This window comes from Leifsonia sp. Leaf336 (assembly GCF_001423695.1).
Taxonomy (GTDB): domain Bacteria; phylum Actinomycetota; class Actinomycetes; order Actinomycetales; family Microbacteriaceae; genus Leifsonia.
In genome coordinates this window covers 1678148-1704561 of record NZ_LMOZ01000001.1, presented here as the reverse complement: position 1 = coordinate 1704561, position 26414 = coordinate 1678148, and the positions used below count along the sequence as shown (strand labels likewise).

The 26414-nt window shown below is 70.4% G+C and carries 23 protein-coding genes and 2 tRNA genes; 6 read left to right on the top strand and 19 right to left on the bottom strand.

Features of this window, described 5'->3' with window-relative positions:
* Positions 1-27: 27 nt before the first annotated feature.
* Entirely contained in the window at positions 28-3981 is a 3954-nt protein-coding gene (locus tag ASF88_RS08155; protein WP_055916223.1) for a Pls/PosA family non-ribosomal peptide synthetase, read from the top strand.
* Positions 3978-5309: a M1 family metallopeptidase gene (locus ASF88_RS08150; RefSeq protein ID WP_055916221.1), complete on the top strand. Its 1332-nt coding sequence runs from the start codon at positions 3978-3980 to the stop codon at positions 5307-5309. The genes ASF88_RS08155 and ASF88_RS08150 overlap by 4 nt, the downstream gene beginning before the upstream one ends.
* Before the next feature lie 57 nt (positions 5310-5366).
* On the opposite strand, the gene ASF88_RS08145 is transcribed toward ASF88_RS08150, so the two are convergent.
* Positions 5367-5879: a hypothetical protein gene (locus ASF88_RS08145; RefSeq protein ID WP_082518804.1), complete on the bottom strand. Its 513-nt coding sequence runs from the start codon at positions 5877-5879 to the stop codon at positions 5367-5369.
* Between the two features lie 100 nt (positions 5880-5979).
* Between ASF88_RS08145 and ASF88_RS08140 the strand changes: the two genes are divergently transcribed.
* Positions 5980-6774 carry an aldo/keto reductase gene (locus ASF88_RS08140; protein ID WP_327063233.1) on the top strand — a complete coding sequence of 265 codons (795 nt, stop codon included), beginning with the start codon at positions 5980-5982 and terminating at the stop codon, positions 6772-6774.
* Positions 6669-7004, top strand: a complete 336-nt coding sequence (locus ASF88_RS21105; protein ID WP_327063232.1) for an aldo/keto reductase — start codon at positions 6669-6671, stop codon at positions 7002-7004. Before ASF88_RS08140 ends, ASF88_RS21105 begins: the two co-directional genes overlap by 106 nt.
* A gap of 15 nt (positions 7005-7019) precedes the next feature.
* Here the strand turns inward: ASF88_RS21105 and ASF88_RS08135 are convergent.
* The 3 genes from ASF88_RS08135 to ASF88_RS08125 form a co-directional block, all read right to left on the bottom strand.
* Positions 7020-7096: transfer RNA gene (locus ASF88_RS08135), tRNA-Ile, on the bottom strand.
* Positions 7097-7112: 16 nt separating this feature from the next.
* Positions 7113-8366 carry a glycosyltransferase gene (locus tag ASF88_RS08130; RefSeq protein WP_055916220.1) on the bottom strand — a complete coding sequence of 418 codons (1254 nt, stop codon included), beginning with the start codon at positions 8364-8366 and terminating at the stop codon, positions 7113-7115.
* Positions 8367-8455: 89 nt separating this feature from the next.
* Positions 8456-9421 carry a DMT family transporter gene (locus ASF88_RS08125; RefSeq protein WP_055916218.1) on the bottom strand — a complete coding sequence of 322 codons (966 nt, stop codon included), beginning with the start codon at positions 9419-9421 and terminating at the stop codon, positions 8456-8458.
* A gap of 40 nt (positions 9422-9461) precedes the next feature.
* On the opposite strand from ASF88_RS08125, the gene def reads away from it, so the two are divergent.
* Positions 9462-10028 carry a peptide deformylase gene (def, locus tag ASF88_RS08120; protein WP_055916216.1) on the top strand — a complete coding sequence of 189 codons (567 nt, stop codon included), beginning with the start codon at positions 9462-9464 and terminating at the stop codon, positions 10026-10028.
* A 21-nt stretch (positions 10029-10049) separates the two neighbouring features.
* Here def and ASF88_RS08115 read toward each other — a convergent pair whose 3' ends face one another.
* From ASF88_RS08115 to ASF88_RS08095, 6 genes are all read right to left on the bottom strand, one after another.
* Positions 10050-10925, bottom strand: a complete 876-nt coding sequence (locus tag ASF88_RS08115; RefSeq protein WP_055916214.1) for a sensor histidine kinase — start codon at positions 10923-10925, stop codon at positions 10050-10052.
* Between the two features lie 73 nt (positions 10926-10998).
* The gene (locus tag ASF88_RS08110; protein ID WP_055916212.1) at positions 10999-11310 is read right to left on the bottom strand and encodes an SHOCT domain-containing protein; all 312 of its coding nucleotides are present in this window, start codon (positions 11308-11310) and stop codon (positions 10999-11001) included.
* 137 nt (positions 11311-11447) lie between these two features.
* Positions 11448-12110, bottom strand: a complete 663-nt coding sequence (locus ASF88_RS08105; protein ID WP_055916211.1) for a response regulator — start codon at positions 12108-12110, stop codon at positions 11448-11450.
* Complete coding sequence (locus ASF88_RS08100; RefSeq protein ID WP_055916209.1) at positions 12107-13330, bottom strand: sensor histidine kinase; 1224 nt, start codon at positions 13328-13330, stop codon at positions 12107-12109. The genes ASF88_RS08105 and ASF88_RS08100 overlap by 4 nt, the downstream gene beginning before the upstream one ends.
* A 102-nt stretch (positions 13331-13432) precedes the next feature.
* A complete protein-coding gene (locus ASF88_RS20335; protein WP_157498254.1) occupies positions 13433-13744 on the bottom strand; it encodes a hypothetical protein in 312 nt (103 codons plus the stop codon).
* A gap of 109 nt (positions 13745-13853) precedes the next feature.
* Positions 13854-14057, bottom strand: a complete 204-nt coding sequence (locus ASF88_RS08095; protein WP_055916207.1) for a hypothetical protein — start codon at positions 14055-14057, stop codon at positions 13854-13856.
* A gap of 34 nt (positions 14058-14091) precedes the next feature.
* On the opposite strand from ASF88_RS08095, the gene ASF88_RS21140 reads away from it, so the two are divergent.
* A complete protein-coding gene (locus tag ASF88_RS21140) occupies positions 14092-15504 on the top strand; it encodes an acyltransferase family protein (protein ID WP_082518855.1) in 1413 nt (470 codons plus the stop codon).
* Here ASF88_RS21140 and ASF88_RS08085 read toward each other — a convergent pair.
* From ASF88_RS08085 to ASF88_RS08045, 9 genes are all read right to left on the bottom strand, one after another.
* Positions 15466-15538: transfer RNA gene (locus ASF88_RS08085), tRNA-Asn, on the bottom strand. The two genes, ASF88_RS21140 and ASF88_RS08085, sit on opposite strands and share 39 nt — an antisense overlap.
* Positions 15539-15616: 78 nt before the next feature.
* Positions 15617-16618, bottom strand: coding sequence for a D-isomer specific 2-hydroxyacid dehydrogenase family protein (locus ASF88_RS08080; protein WP_082518802.1), 1002 nt, complete (start codon positions 16616-16618; stop codon positions 15617-15619).
* A 41-nt stretch (positions 16619-16659) separates the two neighbouring features.
* The gene (locus ASF88_RS08075) at positions 16660-17505 is read right to left on the bottom strand and encodes an ATP-binding cassette domain-containing protein (RefSeq protein WP_055916203.1); all 846 of its coding nucleotides are present in this window, start codon (positions 17503-17505) and stop codon (positions 16660-16662) included.
* Positions 17506-17515: 10 nt separating this feature from the next.
* Positions 17516-19204 carry a dipeptide ABC transporter ATP-binding protein gene (locus tag ASF88_RS08070; protein WP_055916201.1) on the bottom strand — a complete coding sequence of 563 codons (1689 nt, stop codon included), beginning with the start codon at positions 19202-19204 and terminating at the stop codon, positions 17516-17518.
* Positions 19201-20274 carry an ABC transporter permease gene (locus tag ASF88_RS08065; protein WP_055916199.1) on the bottom strand — a complete coding sequence of 358 codons (1074 nt, stop codon included), beginning with the start codon at positions 20272-20274 and terminating at the stop codon, positions 19201-19203. Before ASF88_RS08065 ends, ASF88_RS08070 begins: the two co-directional genes overlap by 4 nt.
* 1 nt (position 20275) lies before the next feature.
* Entirely contained in the window at positions 20276-21373 is a 1098-nt protein-coding gene (locus tag ASF88_RS08060) for an ABC transporter permease (RefSeq protein WP_055916197.1), read from the bottom strand.
* 79 nt (positions 21374-21452) lie between these two features.
* On the bottom strand, positions 21453-23084 hold the full coding sequence (locus tag ASF88_RS08055; protein WP_055916195.1) for an ABC transporter substrate-binding protein: 1632 nt from the start codon (positions 23082-23084) through the stop codon (positions 21453-21455).
* A gap of 256 nt (positions 23085-23340) precedes the next feature.
* Positions 23341-25215 (bottom strand): DNA primase, encoded by a 1875-nt coding sequence (gene dnaG / locus ASF88_RS08050; RefSeq protein WP_055916193.1) that lies wholly within the window; start codon positions 25213-25215, stop codon positions 23341-23343.
* A 29-nt stretch (positions 25216-25244) separates the two neighbouring features.
* The gene (locus tag ASF88_RS08045; RefSeq protein ID WP_055916191.1) at positions 25245-26360 is read right to left on the bottom strand and encodes a DUF4282 domain-containing protein; all 1116 of its coding nucleotides are present in this window, start codon (positions 26358-26360) and stop codon (positions 25245-25247) included.
* Positions 26361-26414 lie beyond the last annotated feature (54 nt).

Below are 26414 nucleotides of genomic sequence, written 5' to 3'. Positions count from 1 at the left end.
TAACCAGCCGCTCCTACGGTTGCGGCCGTGACAGACACCTCCGCGCGGCCGGCGATCCTCTCCGCCCTGGCCGCCGCGCCTGCGCCGCGAACCCTGATCGACATCCTCCGTGAGCAGGCCGCACGGAACCCGCAGGGCTCGGCGATCGAGGACGCCAGGGGCGCGCTCAGCTACCGGGAGCTCCTGGCCCGCGTCGTCGTGACCGCGGCGCGGCTGCACGAGGCCGGAGTGCGCAGGGGCGACCGGATCGGCGTGCGGATGGCGTCGGGAAGCCGCGAGCTCTACCTCGCGATCCTCGGGGTGCTCGCCGCCGGCGCCGCCTATGTGCCCGTCGACGCCGACGACCCGCAGGAGCGCGCAGACCTGGTCTTCGGCGAGGCCGACGTGCGCGGGGTGATCACCGACGACGGCTATGTGCCCACCGCCTCCGCCGATGCGATCACGGTCGACGCTGTGCGCGTCGGCGCCGTGCAGGCCGGCGAGCCACACCCGAGCACCTCCGGCCTCCCGCTCATCGAGCCGCCGACACCGGAGGACGACGCCTGGATCATCTTCACCTCCGGTTCGACGGGGACCCCCAAGGGCGTCGCGGTGCGCCACCGCTCGGCGGCCGCGTTCGTCGACGCCGAGGCGCGACTGTTCCTGCAGAGCGAACCCATCGGGCCCGGCGACCGGGTGCTGGCCGGGCTGTCCGTCGCGTTCGACGCCTCCTGCGAGGAGATGTGGCTCGCCTGGGGCCACGGCGCGTGCCTGGTGCCCGCTCCGCGGTCGCTCGTGCGAACCGGCATGGACCTCGGCCCCTGGCTCGCGGCCCGCCGCATCACCGTCGTGTCGACCGTCCCGACGCTCGCCGCGCTCTGGCCGACGGACGCGCTCGACACCGTCCGGCTGCTCATCTTCGGCGGGGAGGCCTGCCCGCCCGAGCTCGTGAACCGGTTGGCGGTGGAGGGCAGGGAGGTCTGGAACACCTACGGCCCCACCGAAGCGACCGTCGTCGCCTGCGCGAGCCTCCTGACCGCGGGCGAGCCCGTGCGCATCGGGCTGCCGCTCGACGGCTGGGACCTGGCGGTGGTGGGACCTGACGGCTCCCCCGTGGCCGACGGCGAGAGCGGCGAGCTGATCATCGGAGGCGTCGGGCTCGCCCGCTACCTCGACCCGGCGAAGGACGCCGAGAAGTACGCGCCGCTCCCCTCGCTCGGCTGGGAGCGCGCGTACCGCAGCGGCGACCTGGTGCGCTTCGACCCGGCCGGCCTGTTCTACCTGGGCCGCGCCGACGACCAGGTGAAGGTGGGCGGCCGCCGCATCGAGCTCGGCGAGGTGGAGGCCGCCCTGCAGCAGCTGCCCGGCGTCTCCGGCGCTGCCGCGGCAGTGCGGCGCAGCGCCGCGGGAAACGACGTGCTGGTCGGCTACCTCGCCGTTCCTGACCGCGCAATCTTCGACCGCCGTATCGCCCTCGAGGAGCTGCGCGCCGAGCTGCCCGCCGCTTTGGTGCCGTTGCTGGCCGTGGTGGACGACCTCCCCGTCCGGACCTCCGGGAAGGTCGACAGGGCGGCATTGCCGTGGCCGCTCGAGGAGGCCGACGACGACGCCCCCGACCTCGACCCGGTCTCCGAGGCGCTCGCCGGCGACTGGCGGAGCGTGCTGGGCCTGCCGGTGAGCGGCCTCGACGACAACTTCTTCGACCTCGGCGGAGGCTCGCTGGCCGCCGCGCAGCTCGTCTCGTTGGTGCGCAGACGACACCCGGACATCACGGTCGCCGACATCTACGCCCATCCCCGCTTCGGCTCGCTCGCAGCGGCGCTCGCCGAGAGCTCGCCGTCGGCGTCGGCCGCCTCCACCCACGTCGTGCCGCCGACTCCCCTGCGCATGCAGGTGCTGCAGACCCTGCTCGGCGTCCCGCTGTTCATCCTCAACGGCATCCGCTGGCTGCTCTACCTGCTGACGGCGGCCGCCGTCCTCCGGCCGTTCGGCGGCTTCGGGCTCCTGCCGGAGGTGAACCTGGTCTGGCTCGTCGTCGGGCTCGTCGTCTTCGTCACGCCGTGGGGACGGATGGCGATCGCGGTGGTCGCCGCGCGCCTGCTGCTGCTCGGCGTCACGGCGGGCGACTATCCGCGCGGCGGCGGCGTGCACCTGCGGCTGTGGCTCGCCGAGCAGGTCGCGCACCAGATCGGCGCGGCCAGCCTCGCCGGGGCGCCGTGGATCAGCTACTACGCTCGCGCGCTCGGCGCGACCGTCGACCGCGGGGTCGACCTGCACGCTCTGCCTCCGGTGACGGGGATGCTGCGGATCGGAGCAGGCGCCTCCGTCGAGCCGGAGGTCGACCTGGCCGGCTATTGGATCGACGGCGACCTCGTGCGCATCGGCGAGATCCGGATCGGCGCCGGCAGCTCGGTCGGCACGCGCAGCTCGCTGATGCCGGGCGCCAAGATCGGCCGCGATGCGACGGTCGCTCCGGGGTCCGCGGTGTTCGGCCGGGTGCCTGCCGGGCAGAACTGGGCCGGCTCCCCCGCCGTCCGGGTGGGCAAGGCGCGCGAGTGGTGGCCGGCCGAGCGACCGCAGCGGCGCACCAGGTGGGTCGCGGCGTACGCCGTCGCCTCCCTCGTGGTCTCGCTCGTCCCGGTGATCTCGCTCGCGGTGGGCGGTCTCGTGGTGGCGGCATTCACCCGCGGGGCTGCCAGCCTGGCCGACGCCGTCCCCGGCGCGCTCGCGGCGGTCGTGCCGGCCACGCTCGCCTCCGGCGTGGTCCTCGCCGGTCTGGTCGTGGTCCTGGTCCGGCTGCTCGGTCTCGGGCTCGACGAAGGCGTGTACCCGGTGCGCAGCAGGATCGGCTGGCAGGTCTGGTCGACCGAGCGCCTGCTCGATACGGCGCGCACGCTGCTCTTCCCGCTGTATTCGAGCCTGTTCACCCCGGTCTGGTTGCGGATGCTGGGCGCGCGCGTCGGCCGTGATGTGGAGGCCTCCACGGTGCTGCTGCTGCCGGCGATGACGAAGATCCGCGACGGCGCGTTCCTGGCCGACGACACTCTCGTGGCCTCCTACGAGCTCGGTGGAGGCTATGTGCGGGTGGCGGAGGCCGAGATCGGCACGCGCGCCTTCCTCGGCAACTCCGGCATGGCCGGCGGCGGCAACCGGGTTCCGCGGGACGGCCTGGTCGCCGTGCTCTCCGTCGCGCCGCGCAAGGCGAAGGCCGGGTCGTCGTGGCTCGGCTCGCCGCCGGTCAAGCTGCGCCGGCGGGCCCAGGACGCCGATCTCTCGCGGACGTTCGAGCCGCCGACGGCCCTCCGCGTCGCGCGCACGGCGTGGGAGCTGCTGCGCATCGTCCCGGTGTTCGTCACCTGCGCGATCGGCCTCGCGGTGCTGCTCACGCTGGGTGCGCTCACGGAGAGCCTCGGCATCGTCTGGGGGATCGTCCTCAGCGGTCCTGTGCTCCTGGTCGCCGGGGCGGTCGCCGCGGTCGTGAGCACTGCCGCCAAATGGGTGCTGCTCGGGAGGCTGAAGCCCGGCGAGCATCCCCTCTGGTCGTCGTTCATCTGGCGCAGCGAGGTCTCCGACACGTTCACCGAGATGGTCGCGGCGCCGTGGTTCGCCTGGTCGGCGGCCGGGACCCCCGCGCTGGTCTGGTGGCTGCGGAGCCTGGGCGCCCGCATCGGCAGCGGTGTGTGGATCGACAGCTACTGGCTCCCGGAGGCCGATCTGGTCGAACTGGGCGATGCCTCCACCGTCAACCGGGGCTGCGTCGTGCAGACCCACCTGTTCCATGATCGAATCATGAGTATGGACGAGGTGATCATCGAGCGCGGAGGCACGCTGGGGCCGCACAGCGTCATCCTGCCGGCGGCGGCGATCGGTTCCAACGCGACCGTCGGACCCGCCTCCCTCGTGATGCGCGGCGAGACCGTTCCCGAGCGCAGCCGGTGGAGCGGCAACCCGATCGGGCCGTGGCGTGACGTGACCGTGCGAGAGTACCGTGCAGTGCGATGACCACGGCTCCCACCAGCGCTGACGCCGCTCCCACCGCGTCCCACTCGTACCTCCCGCGCTCCGGCACCGACGACTTCTCCGTGCTCTCGTACGACCTCGATCTGAGCTACAAGGTCACGACCAACCGGCTCGACGCCACCGCCGTGATCCGGGGACGCGCCAACGTCCCGCTCGCGGCCATCTCCCTCGACCTGGTGCACCTGCGCGCCAAGCGCGTCCGGCTCGACGGGGACAAGCGCACCCGATTCACGCAGTCCCCCACGCACGTGCGGGTGAAGGCCGCCAGACCGATCGCGGCGGGGGACGAATTCACGGTCGAGATCGCCTACGACGGCTCCCCCATCCCCCGCCGTACGCGGTGGGGAACCCTGGGATGGGAGGAGCTGAGCGACGGCGTCATCGTCGCGTCGCAGCCGTCGGGCGCGCCGACCTGGTTCCCCTGCAACGACCGGCCGTCCGACAAGGCGGCGTACCGCATCACGATCACGACCGAGCAGCCGTACACGGTGCTGGCCACCGGCGAGCTCGCGCAGCACACCGTGAGTGGAGGTCGCGGGACCTGGACGTTCGAGCGCACCGAGCCGACGGCCAGCTACCTCGCCGCCGTGCACATCGGCCGCTATGTGCTCGAGCCCCGCCGCACCGACGGTGTCGAGTGGGTGATCGCCTACCCGCCGGCTCTCGCCCGTCGGGTGCTGGCAGACTTCGCCCCCGTCGGCCGCATGATCGAGTGCTTCCAGGAGCGCTTCGGCCCGTACCCGTTCCCGTCGTACACCGTCGTCGTCACCGAGGACCCGCTGGAGATCCCCCTGGAGTCGCAGGGCATGGCGACGTTCGGCTCCTCGCACGTCGACGGCCGAGGAGGCTCCGAGCGGCTGATCGCCCACGAGCTCGCCCACCAGTGGTTCGGCAACAGCGTCGGCGTGGCCTCCTGGAGCGACATCTGGCTCAACGAGGGCTTCGCCTGCTACGCCGAATGGATCTGGTCCGAGTGCTCCGGAGGCCCGTCGGCGAACACGCTGGCGCGCACCCACCACGCGGGGCTGCGTCTCAAGCCCAAAGACCTCGTGCTGGGCGACCCCGGTGTCGACAGCATGTTCGACGACCGGGTCTACAAGCGCGGCGCGTGCCTCCTGCACGCCCTGCGCCGCCGCCTGGGCGACGAGACGTTCTTCGACCTGTTGCGCGGCTGGTCCGCCGCACGCCGTTTCGGAACGGCGTCGTCGCGCGACTTCGAAGCGTTCGCGGCCGGGTTCTCGGACGAGCCGCTCGACGCGTTCTTCGACGCCTGGCTCCGGGAGACGCGGCTGCCGTCGTTGAGCGAGTGAGGGCTGAGCGACCCGGCGGGTGAGCGCCGGGCGACGCTGGTCGCCCGGCGCTGTCCGTTAGACCTGGCGATCCTCCGGCCGGCGCTCCTCGCCTGTGATCCCGTCGATGCGCGGCGCGGTATGCGTGGGCGCGTCGGCACGGCGGGGCGGGAGGTCCTCCTCGCGGGCGGCGCGGTCGGTCGGCGCCGCCTCCGCGGCGGCTCCGCCGGTCTCCACACGGTTGCCGTGCCGGTCCGTCTGCACGTCCGGGTCGACGCTGTCGGCGTGCTGGAGCTTCTTCTCCTGCTCGGCGCGGGCCTCTGCCGCTGCCCGCTCCCGCTCGTCGGCCTCCCGCCGCAGTCGCTCGGCGTCGACTTCGGCCTGCTTGGCGTCGGCAGCGGCGCGGGCGGAGTTCGCCTCCCGCTCGCGTGCGGCCAGCTCGTCGCGTGCGGCTGCCTCCCTGAGTTCTCCGGCGCGGCGCCGGTCGGCCTCCTGCTTGCGGCGACGCCCCACGGTGGAGGCGATGATGATGATCGCGACGACGACCACCACGATGACGACGATCAGAACGATCCATCCGGTTGTGTTCATGCCGGGCCACGGTACGCCGCCGCGCGCGAGAAGACAGGCCTTGCGCTCGCGGCGAGACGGTGCCGTGGCCTTCCGATCGCTCCCGGTGTAGAGAGAAGACATGCAGTATCGCACTCTCGGCCGCACCGGCATCCAGGTGACTCCCTACGCGCTCGGCGCGATGATGCTCGGCTCGCTGGGCAACCCCGACCGGCAGGAGGGCATCCGCATCATCCACCGCGCGCTCGACGCCGGTATCAACTTCGTCGACACCGCCGACCGCTACGGCGATTCGGAGGAGGTCGTCGGCGAGGCGCTCGCGGGTCGCCGTGACGACGTCGTGCTCGCGACCAAGTTCTGGGGTCCGGTCGACGATGACGTGAATCACCGCGGGGCCTCCCGCCGCTGGATCATGCAGGCGGTCGAGCGGTCGCTCCGGAGGCTGCGGACCGACCACATCGACCTCTACCAGCTGCACCGCCCCGACCCGGCGACCGACATCGACGAGACCCTCTCGGCACTGACCGACCTGGTGCGCCAGGGCAAGGTCCGTGCGATCGGGTCGTCGTCCATGCGCGGGTCCGAGATCGTCGAAGCCCAGTGGATGTCCGAGCGGCGCGGCTTCGAACGGTTCCGCACCGAACAGCCCAACTACTCTCTGCTCGACCGCGAGATCGAGCGCGAGATCCTCCCCGTCACCCAGCGCTACGGGATGGGGACGCTGGTCTACAGCCCGCTCGCCGGCGGCACGCTCACCGGCGCTACCGGGCCGGAGGCGCCAACGACAACTTCCGCTCGACCCGGACCGGCATGCGCCACTTCCGCGACGAGCGGCGTCTCGCCGCGGTGGAGGAACTGCTCGCGCTCTCCGAGGAGGTCGGCATTCCGCTCACCCACCTCGCCATGGCGTTCGTGATCGCGCACCCGGGTGTGACCTCCGCCATCGCGGGGCCGCGCACGATGGAGCAGTTGGAGGACACCCTCGCCGGCGTCGAGGTCGCACTCTCCGACGAGGTGCTCGACCGCATCGACACGATCGTCGCCCCTGGCGAGAGCATCGGGGCGATGGACATGGTCTACCGCGGGCCGGAGGTCGCCGATCCGGGGCTGCGGAGGCGTCCGATCGCGGAGCGGGCAGCCTCCTGACCCGCGCGGAGGTCGTGGTAGGGCGAGCGGGACTTGAACCCGCGACCAACGGATTATGAGTCCGCAGCTCTAACCGGCTGAGCTATCGCCCCGTGCGCTCTCCCCGGATCACTCCGGGGTCGGCACGCCGGGGGCCGCCGCCGTCTCCGGGTCGGCCACCGGCTCTCCACGATACAGGCTCTCGAAGGTGCTGATCGTGGTCTGGATGTCGTGCGTCGCGACGATGTGCAGTGACGCGTTCTTGAGCACGTCGAGCTCGTCCTGAGGGAGGGTCAGGACGCTCTCGAGCTTGTTGGCCAGGTCCTGCGCGTCGCCGGGGCGGAACAGGTAGCCGTTCTCGCCGTCGTGCACCAGGTGCGGCAGAGCCATGGCATCGGCCGCGACCACGGGCAGGGCGGAGGCCATGGCCTCCATCGTCGCGATCGACTGCAGCTCGGCGATCGACGGCATCGCGAAGACGGTCGCGCGGGTGTAGGCCTCGCGCAGCTCCTCGTCGGTCACATACCCCAGGAAGTTCACCCGGTCGGCGATGCCGAGGGTCTCCGCCAGGTTCTGGAGGTTCTTGAACTGGTCGCCGCCGCCGACGATGTCGAGCTTCGCGTCCAGCTCCTTCGGCAGCAGCTTGACGGCGTTCAGGAGCACGTCGATCTGCTTCTCGCCGGTGATCCGGCCGACGAACAGGATGCGGTTGCCCGTTCGCGGGGAGAAGTCGGGGGTGTAGTTGTGCGCGTCGATGCCGCAGGAGATCGCGTGCACGTTGCGCAGACCGGTGGCGGATTCGAGGAACTCCGCCGCCCGCCGGGTCGGGGTCGTGATCGCCTCGGCGCGGTCGAAGCTCTTGCGGGCGTCCCTCCACGCGAGCGACACGAAGGTGTGGTGCAGGAACTTCGGCAGGCGCGTGAACTCGATGATGTTCTCGGGCATGACGTGGTTGGTCGCGATGATGCGGATGCCACGCTTGTGCGCTTCGTACGCGAGGCCGCGGCCCACGACGATGTGCGACTGGAAGTGCACGACATCGGGCTTCACCTCGTCGAGCACGCGGCGTGCGTTCGCCTTGCTCATCCACGGGAGGGCGAACCGCAGCCAATCGTGCGGGTACCAGCGCCAGCTACGCAGCCGGTGCGCGGTCATCTTCTGGCCTTCGTGCTCCTCGATCCAGGTGCCGTGCCGGCGGCTGGCGGAGGGCGCGACGATGTGCATGTCGTGGCCACGCTCGACGAGGCCCGCGGCGAGGCGCTCGGCGAACCGGGCCGCTCCGTTCACGTCGGGCGGGAAGGTGTCGCAGCCCATGAGGATGGTCATCGGCCTGTGCTCGGCCGGGGCGGGCGGGATGTTGTGCGTTCCGCTCGTATCAGGCACGTGGTGAGTCCCTCACGGTCGTTGGCCGGGATGATCGCCCCGGCGACGGTCTGAGTGCGCCGGACTGGTCGGACCGGCGATTCATCGGCCTAGTCTAGGCCGGATTCCCGGACGGAGTCCGCAAGCCGCTCGGCGACCGGCGCGTCGGTGTGCGACTGCGGGTGGTGTTTCGCGAGCTGGAAGACGCCGAGGATGGCCACGGCGCCGGTGAGGGCGAAGCCCACCATCGCCCACCACGGGGCGCCCGCCGCCTCGTTGAGGACCACGATGCCGATGGTCACCGCGACGAGCGGGTCGATCACGGTGAGGCCGGCGATGACGAGGTCGGGAGGCCCGGACGAGTACGCGTTCTGGACGAAGTAGGCGCCGAGCCCGGCCGCGGCGAGCAGCGCCACGATGCACAGCACGAGCAGCCAGTCCCACTCCTGGTTGGAGATCCGGTCGATGACGACCTTGGCGAGCGTGGCGACGAAACCGTAGAGCACGCCGGCGCCGACGATGTAGATGATCGCCTTGAACTTGTGGCGGAGGAACCAGAACGTCAGCCCGAAGATGATGAGCACCACGGCGAGGATGATCAGGATGACGACGAGCGCGCGGGTCGTCACCGGTTCGTCGCGCGCGAAGATGGCCGCGATCACCACGAACGCGCCGACCCCGCCGACGCACAGGCAGACGGCGATCACCGACTGCCGGTTGAGCTTGACGCCGCTCACCCGCGCGTTGAGCACGCTGGTGATCACGAGTCCCACGACGCCGAGCGGCTGCACCAGGATGATCGGCGACAGCTTGAGGCTCACGAGCTGGAACACGATGGCGAGACCGAGCAGCAGCGTGCCGATGACCCAGGAGGGCCGCGCGAGCAGGAGTCCGAGCTGGCGCGGGTTCAGTCCGCCCTTCGCGTCCTGGGTCTGCGCTTCGACCTTGGCGACGCCGTGATGCTGCAGCTGTGCGCCGATCGACAGGAACACCGCACCGACGAGTGCGACCGGGATGCCCAGGAGCTGACTGGGCTGATAGGCCAGCTCGAGCGCATCCATCAGTTCCGTACCCACGCCACGACCCTACCGAACATGATCCCGATAGTCTTGCCGAATGGCCGTCCTTCCGATCCGGATCACCGGAGAACCCGTCCTGCACACCCGCGCCGCGGAGGTCACGGAGTTCGACGACGAGCTGCGAACGCTCGTCGACGACATGTTCGAGACGATGGACGAAGCTCCCGGTGTCGGTCTCGCCGGTCCGCAGGTCGGCGTGCCGCTGCGGCTCTTCGTCTACGGGTGGACGGACGACGACGACGTCGAGCACCGCGGGGTCGCGATCAACCCGGTCCTCTGGCTCAGCCCGCTGGAGGTCGGCGAGCCCGACGAGGACGCCGAGTCGGAAGGCTGCCTGTCGTTCCCGGGCGAGCGTTTCCCGCTCCGCCGCGCTGCACGGGTGATCCTGGAGGCCGTCGATCTGGAGGGCACGCCGTTCACCGTGCGCGCCGACGGATGGCTCGCGCGGATCTTCCAGCACGAGTACGACCACCTCGACGGAGTGCTCTACATCGACAGGCTGGGTCACCCGTACGGCAAGCAGGCGCTCAAGGCGCAGCGCAAGAACTCCTGGGGAGTCCCGGGTCTCAGCTGGCTGCCGGGCCGCGACCACCTCGAGGACTAGCCCGGCGGCAGACGCCGGTCGTCAGCGCAACGGCACCCCGTGGACGCCGTTGTGATGGCGGAGCGCGGGGAACACCACCGACAGCGAGAAGCCGACTCCTGGAACGCTCCTGGCGTTTAGCACGCCGCCGTACAACGCGACGCGGTCGCGCAACTCGTTGAGATCGGGACCCTCGACGAACTCGGTGACGGCACGCAGGTCGTCCTCGGCGCTGTAGGCGGTCGCCTTGTCGACACCGTCGCGATCGAGCCCTGCGCGACGGGCGGCGGCGCGGATCCCGTCGTCTTCGACCGTGACGTGGAGGCCATCGGCCGTCCACGCGAACCCCACCGTCGCGCGGGTTCCAGGGCCACCGTGGTCCAGTGCATTGCCGAGGCTCGTCTGCAGGATCCGGAACACGACGAGCTCGGCGCCCTGGCGCAGGTCGTACCGCTCCCCCGTCTCGGTGGAAGTCACCTCCAGCCCCGCCTCCCGCATCACCCGGAACAGGTCGCCGGCCGAGTGGAGGCTGGGCGCCGGCGCGGAATCGCGCTCGCCTTCGGCGGCGGCGTTCTGGAGCCGGCGCAGATCGGCGAGAGCATCGCGTGCCGTCGTCTCGAGCGCTGCGGCCGAGCGCGTCGCCGCCTCCGGGTCGGAGCTGGCCGCGTAACGCATCCCCTCGGCCTGTGACACCACGCGCGACACCGAAGCGACGGCGACATCGCCCAGTTCGCCGATGATGCGGAACCGGCCGGCCTGCTCGGCGACTTCGAGCTCGCGGTCGATCCGGTCCCACTCACGCTCTTCGCGGGCCTCCTGGACGCGCTGACGGCGGGCGCGCTCCACGAGCCAGAGCACAGCGAACACGACGGCCGCCGTGAGGAGCACGGCGGCGACGGCGATCGCGAGCGGGGTCATCCTGGTCCTTCCGGGGGCCGACGAGCGCGGCCCGGACGATCATATCCGGGCCGCGCTCCGCCGCGACCTGCGGTCAGCCGTGGTCGCCGCGGTTCGCGCGCAGCACCTCGAGCCGGGCGCGGTACTCCTTCTCGTCGATGTCGCCGTTGGCGTAGCGCTCGGCGAGCGTCTGCTCGGCGGCGCGGGTGCCGGACGTCTGGCCCCAGCCGTAGCCTCCGCGCGCGGCGGCGGCACGGCGCCAGCGGCGACCGGCGAGACCGAAGATCAGGAAGAAGATCCCGATCCAGAACAGCGGGATCAGGAACCACCACCAGCCGAACCAGGGGCCGCCTCCCCAGGCGACGACGGCGCAGGGTGCCGCGGCGACGGCGAGTGTACTGAACATGGTGCATCCAATCGGTGAGCTGTCCGCGGCCTTCGCGGAACCACTCTCAGCCTCGCCGGATCCCCTCTTCGGCGAATCCGCCGGCGGGAGACACCTTCGTTACTCCCCCGGGAGCACGAGTCGATGCGGCAGCGCGCTCACTGCCGACCGGGCTGCACCAGCCCGGTCTCGTACGCCACCACGACGAGGTGCACGCGGTCCCTGGCGCCCAGCTTGGTCATGATCCGGGAGACGTGCGTCTTGGCGGTCAGCGGGCTGAGGAACAGCCGCTCCCCGATCTCGGCGTTGGTGAGGCCGTGACCGACGAGCGCCAGCACTTCGCGCTCGCGGTCGGTGAGGTCGCGCAGCGCCTCCGGATCGGGTGCGGGGCGGAGGCCGCCCGCCACCCTCTCGATGAGCCGGCGGGTGGCGCCGGGCGACAGCAGCGCGTCCCCGGCGGCGACCACGCGGACGGCGCGCAAGAGCTCGACCGGCTCGGTGTCCTTGACCAGGAAGCCGCTCGCGCCGGAGACGATCGCCTGAGCGACGTAATCGTCGAGCTCGAACGTCGTCACCATGACGATCCGCGTTCCCGACAGCTCCGGGTCGGAGGCGAGCTCGCCGGTCGCCCACAGGCCGTCGCCGTCGGGCATCCGGATGTCCATCAGCACGACATCGGGTCGGGTCCGCCGGGCGAGCTCCACGGCTTCGCGGCCGGTCGCGGCCTCTCCGACGACCTCGAGATCGTCCTCGGCCTCCAGCAGGGCGCGGAAGCCCGCCCGGACCAGATGCTGATCGTCGGCCAGCAGCACCCGGATCATGCGCGCTCCGCCCGCAGGCGAGGGATCCGCGCCTCGATCGTGAGGCCGCCGCCCTCGGTCTCGCGCGTGGTGAACCGCCCGCCGAGGAGTTCCGCGCGCTCGCGCATCCCGACCATCCCCTTGCCGCCGTCGACCGATGTGCGGGCGCTGTCGGCGCCCGGTACGCCGCGGCCGTCGTCGGCGACCGTGAGCACGTACTCGTCACCGACCTCCCGCAGCGTGATGATGACTGTCGTGGCCTGCGCGTGCCGCCCGATGTTGGTGAGCGACTCCTGCACGATCCGGTAGAGCGCGAGTTGGGCCGCCGCCGAGGGCACCGAGGCGAGGCCGTCGTCGTACCGCACGTCGAGTCCCGCGCGCCGATAGGTGTCGACCAGCACGGGGACGCGTGCGAGATCGGGCTCCGGGGCGCGCGCGGCCGGGTAGCCCTCGGTTCGTAGGAAGCCGAGCACGCCGCGCACCTCTTCGAGCGCCTGGCTGCTCACCGACTTGATCGCCTCGAGGCTCTCGCGCGCCTTCTCCGGACGGCTGTCGAACAGATGGAGGCCGACGCCGGCCTGCACGCTGATCTGCGACAGCGAGTGGGCGAGCACGTCGTGCAGTTCGCGAGCGATCCGCAGCCGTTCCGCCTCCGCAGCCGCCTCCCGACGCGCTGCGACCTGGCGCGAGACCTCGCGATAGCGCTCGCGCCGTCCGCGGATGGCCTCGCCGACGCCCACCAGCAGCGTCAGCACCAGTGCGATGATGAGCGGCCGGATTGCCGCCTCCGGTCGGCCGACGAGCAGATAGGCGCCGAGCGGCCCGACGACGGCGATGCCCGCCACGGTCCACCACGCCCAGGCGCGCGCCGAGCGCACCACCGCCCCGACGACGGCGAACGCGAGAGGGACGGCCGCGAGCGGCGGGCCGGTCGTGAGTGCGATCGCGGGGATGCAGAGCGCGGCGACGGCCACGACGACGGCCCCGGGATGGCGGCGCCCGATGAGCAGCAGGAACGACGACGCGAGAGCCACCAGCACGGCGGCCAGCGTCCACGGGTCGGTCGCGGCGAAGTGCGCCGCGATGAAGACGCCCGGTAGCTGCACCAGCACCGACAGCACCACCGGGAACCAGATCGCACCGGGCGGCCGCCGGCGGCCGCCCCATCCCGTATCCGAGCCCGAGCTCTGCCCGGCGGACGGCCCGTGCGGGCGGGCGTCGGCGGAAGGGTTCCAGGGCATTCCTTCATGCTAATCAGGGCAGGGCGCCCGTGCAGTGCCCCCGCGGGAGTCTGTCGGCTACTCCCCCGGGAGTACGCAGCAGCCCCACGGCCCGCTCACGGGCTACGGCTCGTCGCTCACAGCGGAAGGAACCCGGGGAGCGGCGGGACGAAACGGTACCGTTCGGGAGGCCAGCGCCGGTCGCACCGCATGCAGTGGATGGTCGCCGCGACGTTCCGCAGACACGACGTTCCGCAGATACTGGGACCTCGCCCGGCACAGCAGGCCGCGGTCGCCGCAGCAGGGACTGACGATCAGGAACTCCGCCGGCGCCGACGGATCGTGGAAGGAGACGCCGTGGGGATGGTTCGCATCGCAGCACGGGAAATCATCCAACTCGACCAGCTCGGCGAGCAGGTCGAGGTCGGACTCCACTTCGACAGACGGCATCGCGACCTCCGATAGTCGAACGCTCTGTCGTTCGCAGAGGCGCTACCGGAGGAGACGCGGTCGCCCCGCGATCCCTAACGCGTCGGCGCGAAGTTCACGGATTGTGCTGCGCGTCGAAGATCTCGCCGTCGTCGCCGTCCGGTCGACCGAACAGCGGCCCGAACGCAGGGCCGCCGAAGCTGGTCAATCCGGCCTCGCGCTCCAGCGACTCGCGCAGTTCGTCGTCGTCGTTCTCGTAGTCCTCGACCGGCTCGTCGGCCTCTTCGGGCCCGCGGTCGTCCCGCTCCCTGTCGCTCATGGCCGAATGATACTCAGTTTCAGGTGAACGGAGGATGTATTCCGAGAGGCGCATACGTCGACTCTCCGACCGCTGCCCGTCCGTCCCCCGTTCGGGGCCTGCGGCTACTGTCGCGACAGCGCTAGGCTTCATCAACATGAGCCGTGCTCACCTTTCCGGAGATGCTGCTCCGACCCGACCCGCAGCCGAGTCCCGGTACGCCTCGCTCGACGGGCTCCGCGGCGTCGCCTCCCTCATCGTCGTCGGCTATCACGCCCTGCTGGTCGTCCCGGCGATCTCGGCCGTGTATGTCGACAAGGTGCAACCTGAGGCCTTCACGCCCGAGTGGTGGCTCTACGCGACGCCGCTGCGACTGCTCTTCGCCGGACACGAGGCCGTCCTCGTGTTCTTCGTGCTCTCCGGCTTCGTGCTCACCCTCCCCTTCCTCGTGCGGCCGCCCACCGGCCGGTCGACGCTCGCGTATTACGGTCGACGCGTCGTGCGGCTCTACCTGCCGGTCTGGGGAGCATTGGCGTTCGCCCTGGCGCTCGCCCTGGCCGTACCTCGCGACCCGGCCGTCGGAGGCTGGCTCGGCTCCCATCACGCGCCCACCGTGCACGACGTGTGGCACGATGCCCTCCTCTTGTTCGGCACTTCCAACCTCAACAGCCCGCTCTGGTCGCTGACCTGGGAGGTCTGGTTCTCGCTGCTGATGCCGCTGATGTTCGTGCTGATCCGGATCACCCGGGCGACCCGGTGGTGGTGGGCGGCGATCCCGATCCTGATGGCGCTGTCGGCCCTCGCGCGCTTCGACGTCGTCCGCGCCGCGCTCCCCGCCTCCTGGCTCACCGCCGACATGCTGCAGTACCTGCCCGTCTTCGCGATCGGGATGCTGCTCGTCTTCCAGAAGGACGCCATCCGCAGTGCCGCCGCACGGATCCGCACCTGGTGGCCGATCGTCGCGGCGGCTCTGCTCTTCGCGGTCTCGCCGTCGCTCATCGCACCTGTCGGGTGGGGACCGCTCCAGGCGTTCGCGTACCTGCTCAGCCTCATCGGCGTCACCGCGATCGTCGCACTCGCGTTCGCGAGCCCCGCCAGACGGCCGTTGGAGGCGCGGCCCGTGCAGTGGGCGGGCAAGCGCTCCTTCAGCATCTACCTGGTCCACGAGCCGATCATCGTCGCAGCGGCTCTGCTGGTCGGCGTCTCGGGCTGGTGGCCGTGGATCGCGATCGCCGTCGCCCTCGTGCCGGTGGTGCTCCTGGTGGCGGCGCTGTTCTACCGGTTGGTCGAGCAGCCCTCCATCGGGCTGTCCCGCCAGGTCGGACGACTTCTTTCCGGCGTGGCCTCGGATCGGAACGAGGCCCCGGCGAAGCAGAAAGGCTCAGCGCAGCAGAAAGGCCCGGACGCTTTCACGTCCGGGCCTTCGCGGCTCCCCGACTTGGACTCGAACCAAGAACCTGCCGGTTAACAGCCGGCTGCTCTGCCAATTGAGCTATCGAGGAATGCTTGATCAGCGAAGCTACTGTAGCAAGACTTCGACCACCGAGAGAAATCGGCCCGGCATCCCGCGCGCGTCGCCCTTAGTAGCCCGCCTCCGGGTCCACGACGCCGACGAACTCGCCCGTGCCGAGGAACGCGCGGACGTTCGCGCCGACGCGCTCGGCGAGCAGCGGGGCGACCATCTCGGACGTGTCCGCCTGGTGCGGCGTGATGAGGCACGCGTCCTCGTCCCAGAGTGGATGGCCGTCCGGCAGCGGCTCCGGATCGGTGACGTCGATGCCCGCTCCCGCGATCTCTCCGCTGCGCAGCGCACGGAGCAGGGCATCCGTATCGACCAGGCCGCCTCGCGCGATGTTGACCAGGTAGGCCGTCGGCTTCATCGCGGCGAACTCGGCGTCCGAGAACAGCTGGCGGGTGCCTCCCGTCAGGGCCGCCGCGATCACGACGACGTCGGCGGCGGGGAGGACATCGCGCAACCGGTCGGTCGTGACCGTGCGCTCCGCACCCTCGACGGGATCGGACGAGCGCCGGACGATGGTCACATGCACGCCGAACGGCGCCAGCAGCACCATGAGCTCGAGGGCGATTCCGCCCGCTCCGACGATCACCACCTCCCGCCCGTAGAGAGAGCGGCCCTCCTCGACGGTCGACCAGGACTTCGCGCGAACGCGTTTCGGGATGACCCGCATCAGCGCGAGGGTCAGCACGAGGGCATGCTCGGCGACGGGCTGCGCGTACGCGCCCTTGGCGCTCGTCCAGACCAGCCCGGGTCGGGCCTCCGAGGCGATGACCGCGGAGAACGCGTCGACGCCGGCGAACGGCAACTGCACCCAGCCGATCCCGGGATGCGCCTTCAGGATTGGCGGGAACGCCGCCGCGTCCTTGTTGGAGAGCCACACGACGCCGCGGGTGCGATCGGAGAGCGGCTCGACGGTGCCGCCCGCGGCCTCCACCGCCGAGACGAACGACGGCTCGGCGGTCGGCAGCACCGCGATGGGGCCGGGCTCCGGTCGGTCCTCCGGGGCGAGTGGGGCACTCCCGGTGGCGAGCACGGCTCGGTGCTGAGGGATGCGGTCGGCCATGGCGGTCCTCCTGGCGGTGATGGGTGTGCGCGGGGCGGCGGTCAGCTCGTGCGCTGCGGGCGGCGTTCGGTACGGCGCTGCGGCGGCTTGAGCGCGTCCGCTAGTCCGCGGACGAACGGGTGCGACGGGTCGGCGAGCACTTCCTCGATCGGGCCGTAGGCGACAGGGCGCCCGGCCTGCAGCACGATCGAGAGGTCCGTCGCACGACGAAGCACCGCGAGGTCGTGGCTCACGATCACCGCGGTGAAGCCCTCGTGCTCGCGCAGCTGGGCGAGGAGGTCGATGACGGCGTCGCGCACCGTGGCGTCGATGCCCGCTGTCGGCTCGTCGACCACCAGCACCTGCGGGCCGAGAACCAGCGACTTGGCCAGCGCGACCCGCTGCCGTTGCCCCGCGCTCAGCTCGTAGGGGTATTTGCTCAGAACGCTCAACGGGAGGTGGACCGTGTCCAGCATGAGCGCGGCCCGCTCCCCCGCCGCTCGACGGCTGTAGTGGTGGTCGCGCTCGAAGATCGGCAGCGCGACGTTGTCCTGCACCGACAGCGTCGGCTCCAGTGTGGCCGACGCCTCCTGCGGCAGATAGCCGACGTGGAAGGTCACCTCGGCCAGATCGCGCTTGCGGGCGTGCCGCAGCGAATGGCCCAGAACGGTGGCGTCGCCTCCGCTGATCCGCGGCCCGGGCTCGCCGGAGCGGAGAGGAATCCCCCGCCCGGCGAGCACCGACGCCAGCGTGCTCTTGCCCGAACCCGTTTCGCCCAGCACGCCGATCGACTGACCCGCCTCCAGCCGGAAGCTCACCCCACGCAGGGCGACGCACGACGGGCTCGCCCCGCGCGCAGGGTATTCGATGGACAGGTCGCTGACGACGATGGCGGGTTCGGGACTCACATATTCGACCCTATGCGCTCTGTTCGCTCAATGCGCGCAGCGCTTCCCGCCGGTCGGCCTGTTCGACCGGGTCCGGCACCGGGAGGGACGCGAGCAGCCGTTGCGTATAGGCCTCCTTCGGGTTGCCGAGCACTTCGGCGCCCGTGCCCTCCTCGACGAGCTTGCCTCGGTGGAGCACCGCGATCCGGTCGGCGAGCAGGTCGACGACGGCGAGGTCGTGGCTGATGAACAGTGCGGCGAAGCCGAACTCCCGCTGCAGGTCCGCGAAGAGCTCCAGCACGCGTGCCTGCACCGAGACGTCGAGCGCGGAGGTCGGCTCGTCGGCGATCAGCAGCGTCGGCTCGAGCGCGAGCGCACGGGCGAGGCTCGCCCGCTGGCGCTGGCCTCCCGACAGTTCGTGCGGGAACCGGTCGCCGTAGCTGCGGGGCAGCTGCACGGCCTCCAGGAGCTCGTCGACGCGGGCTCGCGCGGCCGACGGCGAGGACGCCCTGCCGTGCACGACGAGCGGCTCGGCGACGCAGTCCGCGATCGTCAGGAGCGGGTTGAAGCTCGACGCCGGGTCCTGGAAGACGAAGCCGATGTCATGGCGCACCTTGCGGAACTGCCGCTCCTTGACGCCGTTCATCTCGATCCCGAGCACCTCGAGCGAGCCGTCGGTCACCTTGCCGAGGCCGGCGATCGCGCGGCCGATCGTGGTCTTGCCCGAGCCGGACTCCCCCACCAGGCCGAGCACCTCGCCGGGCCGGATGTCGAAGCTCACGCCGTCGACGGCCACGAAGCCGGGGCGGCCGAGACGGCCCGGATACTGGATGCGGAGGTCGCGCGCCGCGACGACGGGCGCAGCCTGCGGACGCTCGGCGCGCGCGATCGCTCGGTCTTGCGTGGCCGTCAGGCCCTGCCCGATCCGTGGCACGGAGGCCAGGAGCGTGCGCGTGTACTCGGCCTTCGGCGCGGCGAACAGCGTCCGCGCGTCGGCCTCCTCCACGACCTTGCCCTGGTACATGACCGCGACCCGGTCGGCGAGGTCGGCGACGACGCCCATGTTGTGGGTGATCAGCACGATCGCGGCGCCGAATTCGTCCCGGCAGCGACGCAGCAGGTCGAGGATCTCGGCCTGCACGGTCACGTCGAGCGCGGTCGTCGGTTCGTCCGCGACGATCAGGCCCGGGTTCAGCACCAGCGCCATGGCGATGACGATGCGCTGCTTCTGACCTCCCGAGAACTGGTGCGGGTAGTACTTGACCCGCTTCTCGGGCTCGGGGATGCCGACGCGGCGAAGGATGTCGATCGCCTTCTCCTGCGCCTGCTTCTTCGACAGCTTCTCGTGGGCGCGCAGGCCCTCTGCGATCTGCCAGCCCACCTGGTACACCGGGTTCAGCGCGGTGGACGGCTCCTGGAAGACCATCGCCACGTCGGTGCCGCGCACCTCCCGCAGTTCGCTCTTGCTCAGCGTCACGATGTCGGACTCGGTGCTGCCGTCTCTGCTGCGCAGCACCACGGCGCCGGAGGCGGTCGCGGTCTCCGGCAGGAGGCCGAGGATGGTCTTCGCGGTGACCGTCTTGCCCGATCCGGACTCTCCGACGATCGCGAGCACCTCGCCCGGGGCGACCCGGAGGCTCACATCGTCGACCGCTTTCACGGCGCCGGCGTCGGTGGCGAAGGTCACCGACAGGTTGTCGATGGTGACGACGTCGCTCATGGCTTGACCTCGATTCCGTGCTCGTCGAACGACTCTCCGCCTTCGAGACCGTCGATACCGCCGGGGCCCGCCTCGAGCGGGCCTCCCGGGACGACCGACGTCTCTGCGACCTCGCCGGACGCCACGGCCGCGCGACGGCGACCGCGCAGGCGCGGGTCGGCCAGGTCGTTGAGGCTCTCGCCGACCAGCGTGATGCCGAGCACCACCAGGACGATCGCGAGACCCGGATAGATGGACGTCCACCAGATGCCGCTCGTGACGTCGGACAGCGCCTTGTTGAGGTCGTAACCCCACTCGGCGGCCGCCGTCGGCTCGATGCCGAAGCCGAGGAAGCCCAGCGCGGCGAGCGTCAGGATGGCGTCCGACGAGTTCAGCGTGAAGATCAGCGGCAGGGTGCGTGTCGAGTTGCGCAGCACGTGGCGGAACATGATCCGGCCGTTGCTCGCTCCGACGACCTTCGCCGACTCGACGTAGGCCTCCGCCTTGATCCGGACGACCTCCGAGCGGATGACCCGGAAGTACTGCGGGATGTACACCACGGTGATCGAGATCGCGGCGGCGAGGATGCCGCCCCAGAGGCTGGACTGCCCGCCCGAGATGACGATCGCCATGACGATCGCCAGCAGCAGCGACGGGAAGGCGTAGATCGCGTCGGCGATCACCACGAGGACCCGGTCGACCCAGCCTCCGAAGTAGCCCGAGATCAGGCCGAGCACCACGCCGGCGAAGATCGAGAGGATGACCGCGACGACGATCACCAGGATCGCGGTCTGGGCTCCCCAGATCACACGGGAGAACACGTCGTACCCGCCGACCGTCGTACCCCAGATGTGCGCCGGGCTCGGCGGTTGCTGCGAGCCGAACTGGCCCTGCGCGTCCTTCAGCTGCGCGAAGCCGTACGGCGCGATGAGCGGCGCGAAGATCGCGACCAGGATGAAGAGAGCGGTGAGCGCGAGTCCGACGATGAGCATCCCGCGCTGCAGCCCGACGGACTGCCGCAGTTGGTGCACGACGGGGAGCCTGCTCCAGATGGACCGCTTGGCGACAGTGCTTGTCTTGCCCGAGGCCATGTCAGTACCTCACTCTCGGGTCGATGAGCGCCGCGATGATGTCGACGATGAAGTTCGTGATGGCGACGATGACGGCGAGCAGCACGACCATGCCCTGGACGGCGACGAAGTCGCGCGCCTGCAGGTAGTGGGACAGCTGGAAGCCGAGTCCCTTCCACTCGAAGGTCGTCTCGGTCAGGATCGCGCCGCCGAGGAGCAGCGCGATCTGGAGTCCCATCACCGTGATGATCGGGATGAGCGCCGGGCGATACGCGTGCTTGCGCACCAGTCGGCTCTCGCTCACACCGCGCGAGCGGGCGGCATCCACGTAATCGGTGGAGAGAGTGCCGATCACATTCGTGCGCACCAGGCGCAAGAAGATGCCGGCCGTCAGAAGTCCCAGGGTCACCGCCGGCAGCACCGCGTGCAGCAGCACGTCGCCGACCACGGCGGGATCTCCGGTCTGGAACGCGTCGATGAGATAGATGCCCGTCTTGTTGGGAAGCGTCTGCATCTCGATCTCGGAGCTGGTGGAGGCGCGGCCCGCGACGGGGAGCACGTTCAGCCAGATCGAGAAGATGAGCTTGAGCACCATGCCGACGAAGAACACCGGGGTCGCGTAGCAGAGGATCGCGAAGATGCGCAGCGACGCGTCGCCCCACCGGTCGCGGAAGTACGCGGCGAGGAGTCCGAGCGGGATGCCGACGATGAACGCGACGATGAGGGCGTAGAAGGCCAGCTCGAGGGTCGCCGCACCGTAGGTCAGCAGAACCTGGGTCACGGGCTGGTGGTCGGTGAAGGTGGTGCCGAAGTCGCCGCGGAGGATCTGCCCGAGGTACTCGAAGTACTGCACGAGGAGCGGGCGGTCGTACCCGGCCTCGTGGATACGCTGCTGCAGCTGCGCGGGAGGCAGCTTTCCGCCGAGCGCGGCCGTGATGGGGTCACCGGTGGACCGCATCAGGAAGAAGACGACTGTGACGAGGATGAAGATCGTCGGGATGATGAGGAGGGCGCGGATCAGGATGTAGCGGCCGAGGCCGCCTCCCGATCGCCGACGCGCCTTGGTTCGTTCGGGGCCGGGCGCAGTGGGGGCTGCCGGGCCGCTGACCGTCGCTGTCATGGGAGCCAATCGTGGGTGGTTCGTGGGTGGGGGCGGCTCGCACTCGGCGAGCCGCCCCCGGTTCGGTCGCTGGCGCGGCCTAGCCCTTCGAGATAGCTGCGTAGCGGAACTTGAACGACGGGTCGAGCGTCTTGTCGGCGCCCGAGACGTTCTTGCCCACCACGGCGACCTGCGCGCCCTGCAGCAGCGGCAGAGTCGACAGGTCGGCGGCGACCTTCGCCTGGATCTCCTCGATCAGCTTGGTGCGCTCCGCCTTGTCGGTCGTGCCCAGCTGCTGGGTGATCAGCTGCTGGACCTCGGGGTTGTCGTAGTGGTTCGCCAGGAAGTTGTCCTTGCTGAAGAACGGCGACAGGTAGTTGTCCGCGTCGGAGTAGTCCGGGAACCAGCCCAGCTGGTACGCCGGGTAGAGGTCCTTCACGCGGTCCTTGGAGTACTGGACCCACTCGGTCGACTGCAGGTTCACCTTGAACAGGCCGCCGTTCTCGAGCTGCTCCTTGACCAGGGCGTACTCGTCACCGGAGGACGGGCCGTAGTGGTCGGGGTTGTACTGCAGGTTCAGCGCGACCGGGGTGGACACGCCTGCGGCCTGGAGGGCGGCCTTCGCCTTGTCGAGGCTCGGGCCTCCGTTGCCGTCGCCGTAGAGGTCCTTCAGCACGGTGGTGGCGCCGGTCAGACCCTGCGGCACGTAGGAGTACGCCGGGCTGTAGGTGTCCTTGTAGACCTGCTTCGCGATGGTGGCGCGGTCGACGAGGTCGGCAGCGGCCTGGCGCACGGCGAGGGCCTTCTTGGCGTCGGCCTCCGGTGTCGTGGCGCCGTACGGCTGGGTGTTGAAGTTCCAGACGATGTAGCGGAGCTCACCACCCGGACCCTTGACGACCTTGACGTTCTTGTCGGTGCTGAGGCTGTCGATGTCGGTCGCCGACAGGCTGCGGAACGCCACGTCGATGGCGCCCTTCTGGATGTCGAGCTTCATGTTCGACGACTCGGCGTAGTACTTGACGTTGACCTTGTCCGTGGCCGGCTTGCCGAGCAGACCGTCGTAGTTCGGGTTCGCCTTGTACGCGATCAGGTTGTTGAAGTCGTAGCTCGTGATGTCGTACTGACCGGCGAACGCGTGACCCTTGACGATGGTGTTGTCGGGGGTGACCTTGTCGGCCGAGAAGACCTGGTGGTCGACGATCGGGCCGGCCGGGCTCGAGAGCACCTGCGGGAACGTCTGGTCGTTCGGCACCTTCAGCTTGAAGACCGCGGTGGTCTTGTCAGGGGTGCTCACGCTGTCGAGGTTGCCCAGGAGCGACGCGGGGCCGTTCGGGTCGTTGATCTTCAGCTGACGGTCGAAGGTGAACTTGACGTCCTCGGAGGTCAGCGAGTGACCGTTCGCGAACTTCAGGTTCGGCTTGAGCTTGACGGTGTACTCGGTCGGCGACGTGAACGTGGCGCTCTGGGCGATGTCCGGCTTCACGTCCGGGCTGCCGTAGGGCGAGTTCAGCAGGAACGGGTAGACCTGGTTCATCACGGCGAACGAGCCGTTGTCGTACGACCCGGCCGGGTCGATCGACGTGATCTTGTCCGTCGTGCCGATGGTCAGCGTGCCGCCGCTGGAACCGCTGGAGTTGTTGCTCCCCGAGCAGCCCGCGAGCACCAGCGCCGCGGCCGCGAAGGCCGCTGAGACGGCGAGCAGGCGCCGTCCGCCGATGTGAACGGATCTCATATCCGATTACCTCTTCCTTGGTGGGGTCACTGAGACGGCCGAGCGCACGCGAGCGCCTCGTCGCCGAATCGCGTAGCCACAGTCCTAGCATGAATGCCGCGTGGAGTGCGCATCCTGCCGCGGATCGCGGCGCAATCTTTACATCGACGCAACAATATCGCGCGCATTCGCGCACGATGACACGTATTCAGTCGTGGCGATGTACCGATGTCCTATTCTGCACCGCCCGCGCGGGTGCCCGCGCGGATGCCAAGGCCTACTCGCCGCGCAGGCGCATCCGCTCCTGGTCGATCGACGAGAGCGCCACCTGCAGGGATCGCCGCAGGTCCGCGTTCTGCGGGTCGGTCCGGGCCAGGCGGGAGGTCAGTTCGGCCTTCTCGCGCAGGAGGTCCCGGTCGATCAGGCCGTCGAGGATGGAGCGGGCGTACCGCCCGGCGTCGGAGCCCGCCTGCGGAAGGGCACCCACCGCGAGCGCGTTCACGGTCGGCTCGTACGCCTGGGGCACCTCGGCGAGGATGCGGTCGACCCAGCCGGGGTCGGCCATCGACGGCAGCTGGCTGGCGATGGCGTCGCGCACGACGGCGTGCGTCGGGTTGACGAACGGCACCTGGACCGCCCGCGCCGCCCGCTCGGCGCCGACCTCGGCAGGCAGCTGGAGGAGCACCATCAGGCTCTCGCGCTCGGTGCGCTGTGTCGGGTCGGTCGGGTCGGCCTCCCGGATCGGCGGAGGCGGGGCGACTGCATCATCAGGTGCGGCGGAGGCACCGCGAGGCGAAGAAGCTGCGTTCGCGGCATGCGAGCTGCGCACAGTGCGCTGGGCCGACCGCACGGCGCGCAGCGCGTCGTCGAGGTCGGCGCCGGAGAGGCGAGCGAGCTCGCGCGTGTAGCCGTTCTGGGAGGCGGGGTCGCGGATGGTCGCCACGATCGGCGCCCCGGCGCGGAGCGCTGACGAGCGACCCTCCACCGAGTCGAGATCGAAGCGCTCGACGACCTGCCGGATCATGAACTCGAACATCGGCTTTCGATTGTCGATCATGCGGCGCACGGCCTCGTCGCCTCCCGCCAGCCGCAGGTCGCACGGGTCGAGGCCGTCGGGACCGACGGCGACGTACGTCTGGGCCGAGAAGCGCTGCTCCTCGCCGAAGGCGCGCGCGGCGGCCTTCTGACCGGCGGAGTCGGGGTCGAACGTGAAGATGACCGAGCCTGTGCTGCTGTCGTCGCCCATCACCCGTCGAATCACCTTGATGTGGTCGATTCCGAACGCCGTGCCGCAGGTCGCGACGGCCGTCGTGATGCCGGCCAGATGGCATGCCATCACGTCTGTGTAGCCCTCCACCACGACGACCTCGTCGCGTCGCGAGATGTCGCGCTTTGCGAGATCGAGGCCGTAGAGCACCTGGGTCTTCTTGTAGACGGCCGTCTCGGGGGTGTTGAGGTACTTCGGGCCGTTGTCGTCGTCGAGCAGCCGGCGCGCGCCGAAGCCGATGGTCTGACCCGTCACGTCGCGAATCGGCCAGACCAGGCGGCCGCGGAACCGGTCGTACACGCCACGGTCGCGCTGCGACACGAGCCCGGCGGCGAGGAGCTCGTCAGGCGTGAAGCCCTTCGTGCGGAGGTGCTTGGTGAGCTCGTCCCAGCTCTTCGGGGCGTAGCCGACGCCGAAGTGGGTGGCTGCAGCCGCGTCGAAGCCGCGTTCACCGAGGAACCGACGGCCGGGATCGGCGTCGGGCGCCGCGAGGCGCTCGCGGAAGAACTCCTCGGCGGCATTGTTGGCGGCCAGGATGCGGGCGCGGTTGCCGCTCGACTCGCTCGGGCCTCCCCCGCCCTCCTCGTAGTGCAACTGGTAGCCGATGCGGCCCGCGAGCCGCTCGACGGCCTCGGTGAACGACACGTGGTCGAGCTTGACGAGGAACGCGTAGACGTCTCCGCCCTCGCCGCAGCCGAAGCAGTGGTAGCGGCCGACGCCCGGACGCACGTTGAAGCTCGGGCTCTTCTCGTCGTGGAACGGGCAGAGCCCCTTGAGCGAGCCGACGCCGCCCGGCTTCAGGCTGACGTAGTCGCCGATGATGTCGGCGATGTTGGTGCGGGCCTTGACCTCATCGATGTCGCTCTGTCGTATCCGGCCGGCCATGAATCGATTCTAGGGCGCGGCGCCGACGCTCAGTCGCGGGGAGGCCTCCTGCGGCGCGTGTTCTGGGCGATCTCGATGATCGCGCAGAACACCTCGATCGTGACGCGCAGCAGCAGTACAGCGAGGATCGCGCCGACGAGGGTCACCAGGACGCCCAGCAGGAAGACGAAAGCGCCGCCCGGAGAGTGGGCCGCGATGGCGATGCCGAGGCTGTTGGCGAAGCCGACGACGATGCCCAGGCCGATCAGCACGAGGCCGACGACGTACACCGGGCCGGCGAGCTTGCGGGTCACGTAGCTCGTGAACGTGAAGTCGAACAGCGACGAGAAGAAGCGGGAGTCGTCGAGCCGCTCAGCGAGGTCGTTCATGCTGCGACCCGGACGGCCCGTCTCGGGAGCCCCCTCGGGCGCGGCTGCGCCGGTCTGCTGTGCGGCGGCGCGCGCCGCAGCGGCGGCGTGCGGCGCGGCGGCGGCGTGCGGCGCGGCGGCGTCGGCCTGCGGTGCCTGCGCCTCCGACGTGGAGGCCTCGCTCAGAGCCTCGTTCGACGGGAGGGGCGACTCATCCGACTGCTGTTCGACCTCGACTGCTTCCGCAGGGGTGAGCACCTCGGTCTCGGTCGTCGGCTCGCGATAGAAGTCTTCGGCCGACGGGAGGACGGCGGTCTCGGTCTCGCTAGGCTCCGGCGTGACGGTCTCTGTCGCGACGGTCTCTGTCGGGACGGCCTCGGTCGCGACGGGCTCCGTCGTGACGGGCTCCGCCGGAGACGCGGAGGTGTCCGGAGCGGGAGCCGCGGGCTGCTTGCCCAGCATGGCGTCGAGGATCTCGGGCGCCTCGCCGTTCGGAGAAATCTGCGACGCGGTCGTCGAGCGCTTGCGCGCGGACGGCGTGCGCTTGACAGGGTTCTCCGCGTCCTCGGGCTTCTTCGCCGCCGGCCTCCTCGCCGCCGGCTTGCTCGCGGCCGGGGTGCTCGCGGTTGGCTGGTTCGCCGCGGGCTTGCTGGCCGCTGGCTTGCTGGCCGCTGGGGAGCGCCGCGTGGTCGTGCGCTTAGGGGCAGGCGCCGGAGTCGGGACCGCGGCCTCCTGGGGAGCGGCCTCCTGGCCCGTTGCGGGCCGGTCGCCGTTCGACGGTGGCTGTGCGCTGGTCATTCGTTTCCCTCCGATGCCGTCCCTCAAGCATTCTGCACCAGGCCCGACGTTTCA

Excerpts from the sequence above, each read along its gene's own strand:
- ASF88_RS08150 (WP_055916221.1), top strand. The coding sequence starts at position 3,978 with ATGACCACGGCTCCCACCAGCGCTGACGCCGCTCCCACCGCGTCCCAC.
- ASF88_RS08145 (WP_082518804.1), bottom strand. The coding sequence starts at position 5,879 with ATGAACACAACCGGATGGATCGTTCTGATCGTCGTCATCGTGGTGGTC.
- ASF88_RS08140 (WP_327063233.1), top strand. The coding sequence starts at position 5,980 with ATGCAGTATCGCACTCTCGGCCGCACCGGCATCCAGGTGACTCCCTAC.
- ASF88_RS21105 (WP_327063232.1), top strand. The coding sequence starts at position 6,669 with ATGCGCCACTTCCGCGACGAGCGGCGTCTCGCCGCGGTGGAGGAACTG.
- def (WP_055916216.1), top strand. The coding sequence starts at position 9,462 with ATGGCCGTCCTTCCGATCCGGATCACCGGAGAACCCGTCCTGCACACC.
- ASF88_RS08115 (WP_055916214.1), bottom strand. The coding sequence starts at position 10,925 with ATGACCCCGCTCGCGATCGCCGTCGCCGCCGTGCTCCTCACGGCGGCC.
- ASF88_RS08110 (WP_055916212.1), bottom strand. The coding sequence starts at position 11,310 with ATGTTCAGTACACTCGCCGTCGCCGCGGCACCCTGCGCCGTCGTCGCC.
- ASF88_RS08105 (WP_055916211.1), bottom strand. The coding sequence starts at position 12,110 with ATGATCCGGGTGCTGCTGGCCGACGATCAGCATCTGGTCCGGGCGGGC.
- ASF88_RS08100 (WP_055916209.1), bottom strand. The coding sequence starts at position 13,330 with ATGCCCTGGAACCCTTCCGCCGACGCCCGCCCGCACGGGCCGTCCGCC.
- ASF88_RS08095 (WP_055916207.1), bottom strand. The coding sequence starts at position 14,057 with ATGAGCGACAGGGAGCGGGACGACCGCGGGCCCGAAGAGGCCGACGAG.
- ASF88_RS21140 (WP_082518855.1), top strand. The coding sequence starts at position 14,092 with ATGTATTCCGAGAGGCGCATACGTCGACTCTCCGACCGCTGCCCGTCC.
- ASF88_RS08080 (WP_082518802.1), bottom strand. The coding sequence starts at position 16,618 with ATGGCCGACCGCATCCCTCAGCACCGAGCCGTGCTCGCCACCGGGAGT.
- ASF88_RS08070 (WP_055916201.1), bottom strand. The coding sequence starts at position 19,204 with ATGAGCGACGTCGTCACCATCGACAACCTGTCGGTGACCTTCGCCACC.
- ASF88_RS08065 (WP_055916199.1), bottom strand. The coding sequence starts at position 20,274 with ATGGCCTCGGGCAAGACAAGCACTGTCGCCAAGCGGTCCATCTGGAGC.
- ASF88_RS08060 (WP_055916197.1), bottom strand. The coding sequence starts at position 21,373 with ATGACAGCGACGGTCAGCGGCCCGGCAGCCCCCACTGCGCCCGGCCCC.
- ASF88_RS08055 (WP_055916195.1), bottom strand. The coding sequence starts at position 23,084 with ATGAGATCCGTTCACATCGGCGGACGGCGCCTGCTCGCCGTCTCAGCG.
- dnaG (WP_055916193.1), bottom strand. The coding sequence starts at position 25,215 with ATGGCCGGCCGGATACGACAGAGCGACATCGATGAGGTCAAGGCCCGC.
- ASF88_RS08045 (WP_055916191.1), bottom strand. The coding sequence starts at position 26,360 with ATGACCAGCGCACAGCCACCGTCGAACGGCGACCGGCCCGCAACGGGC.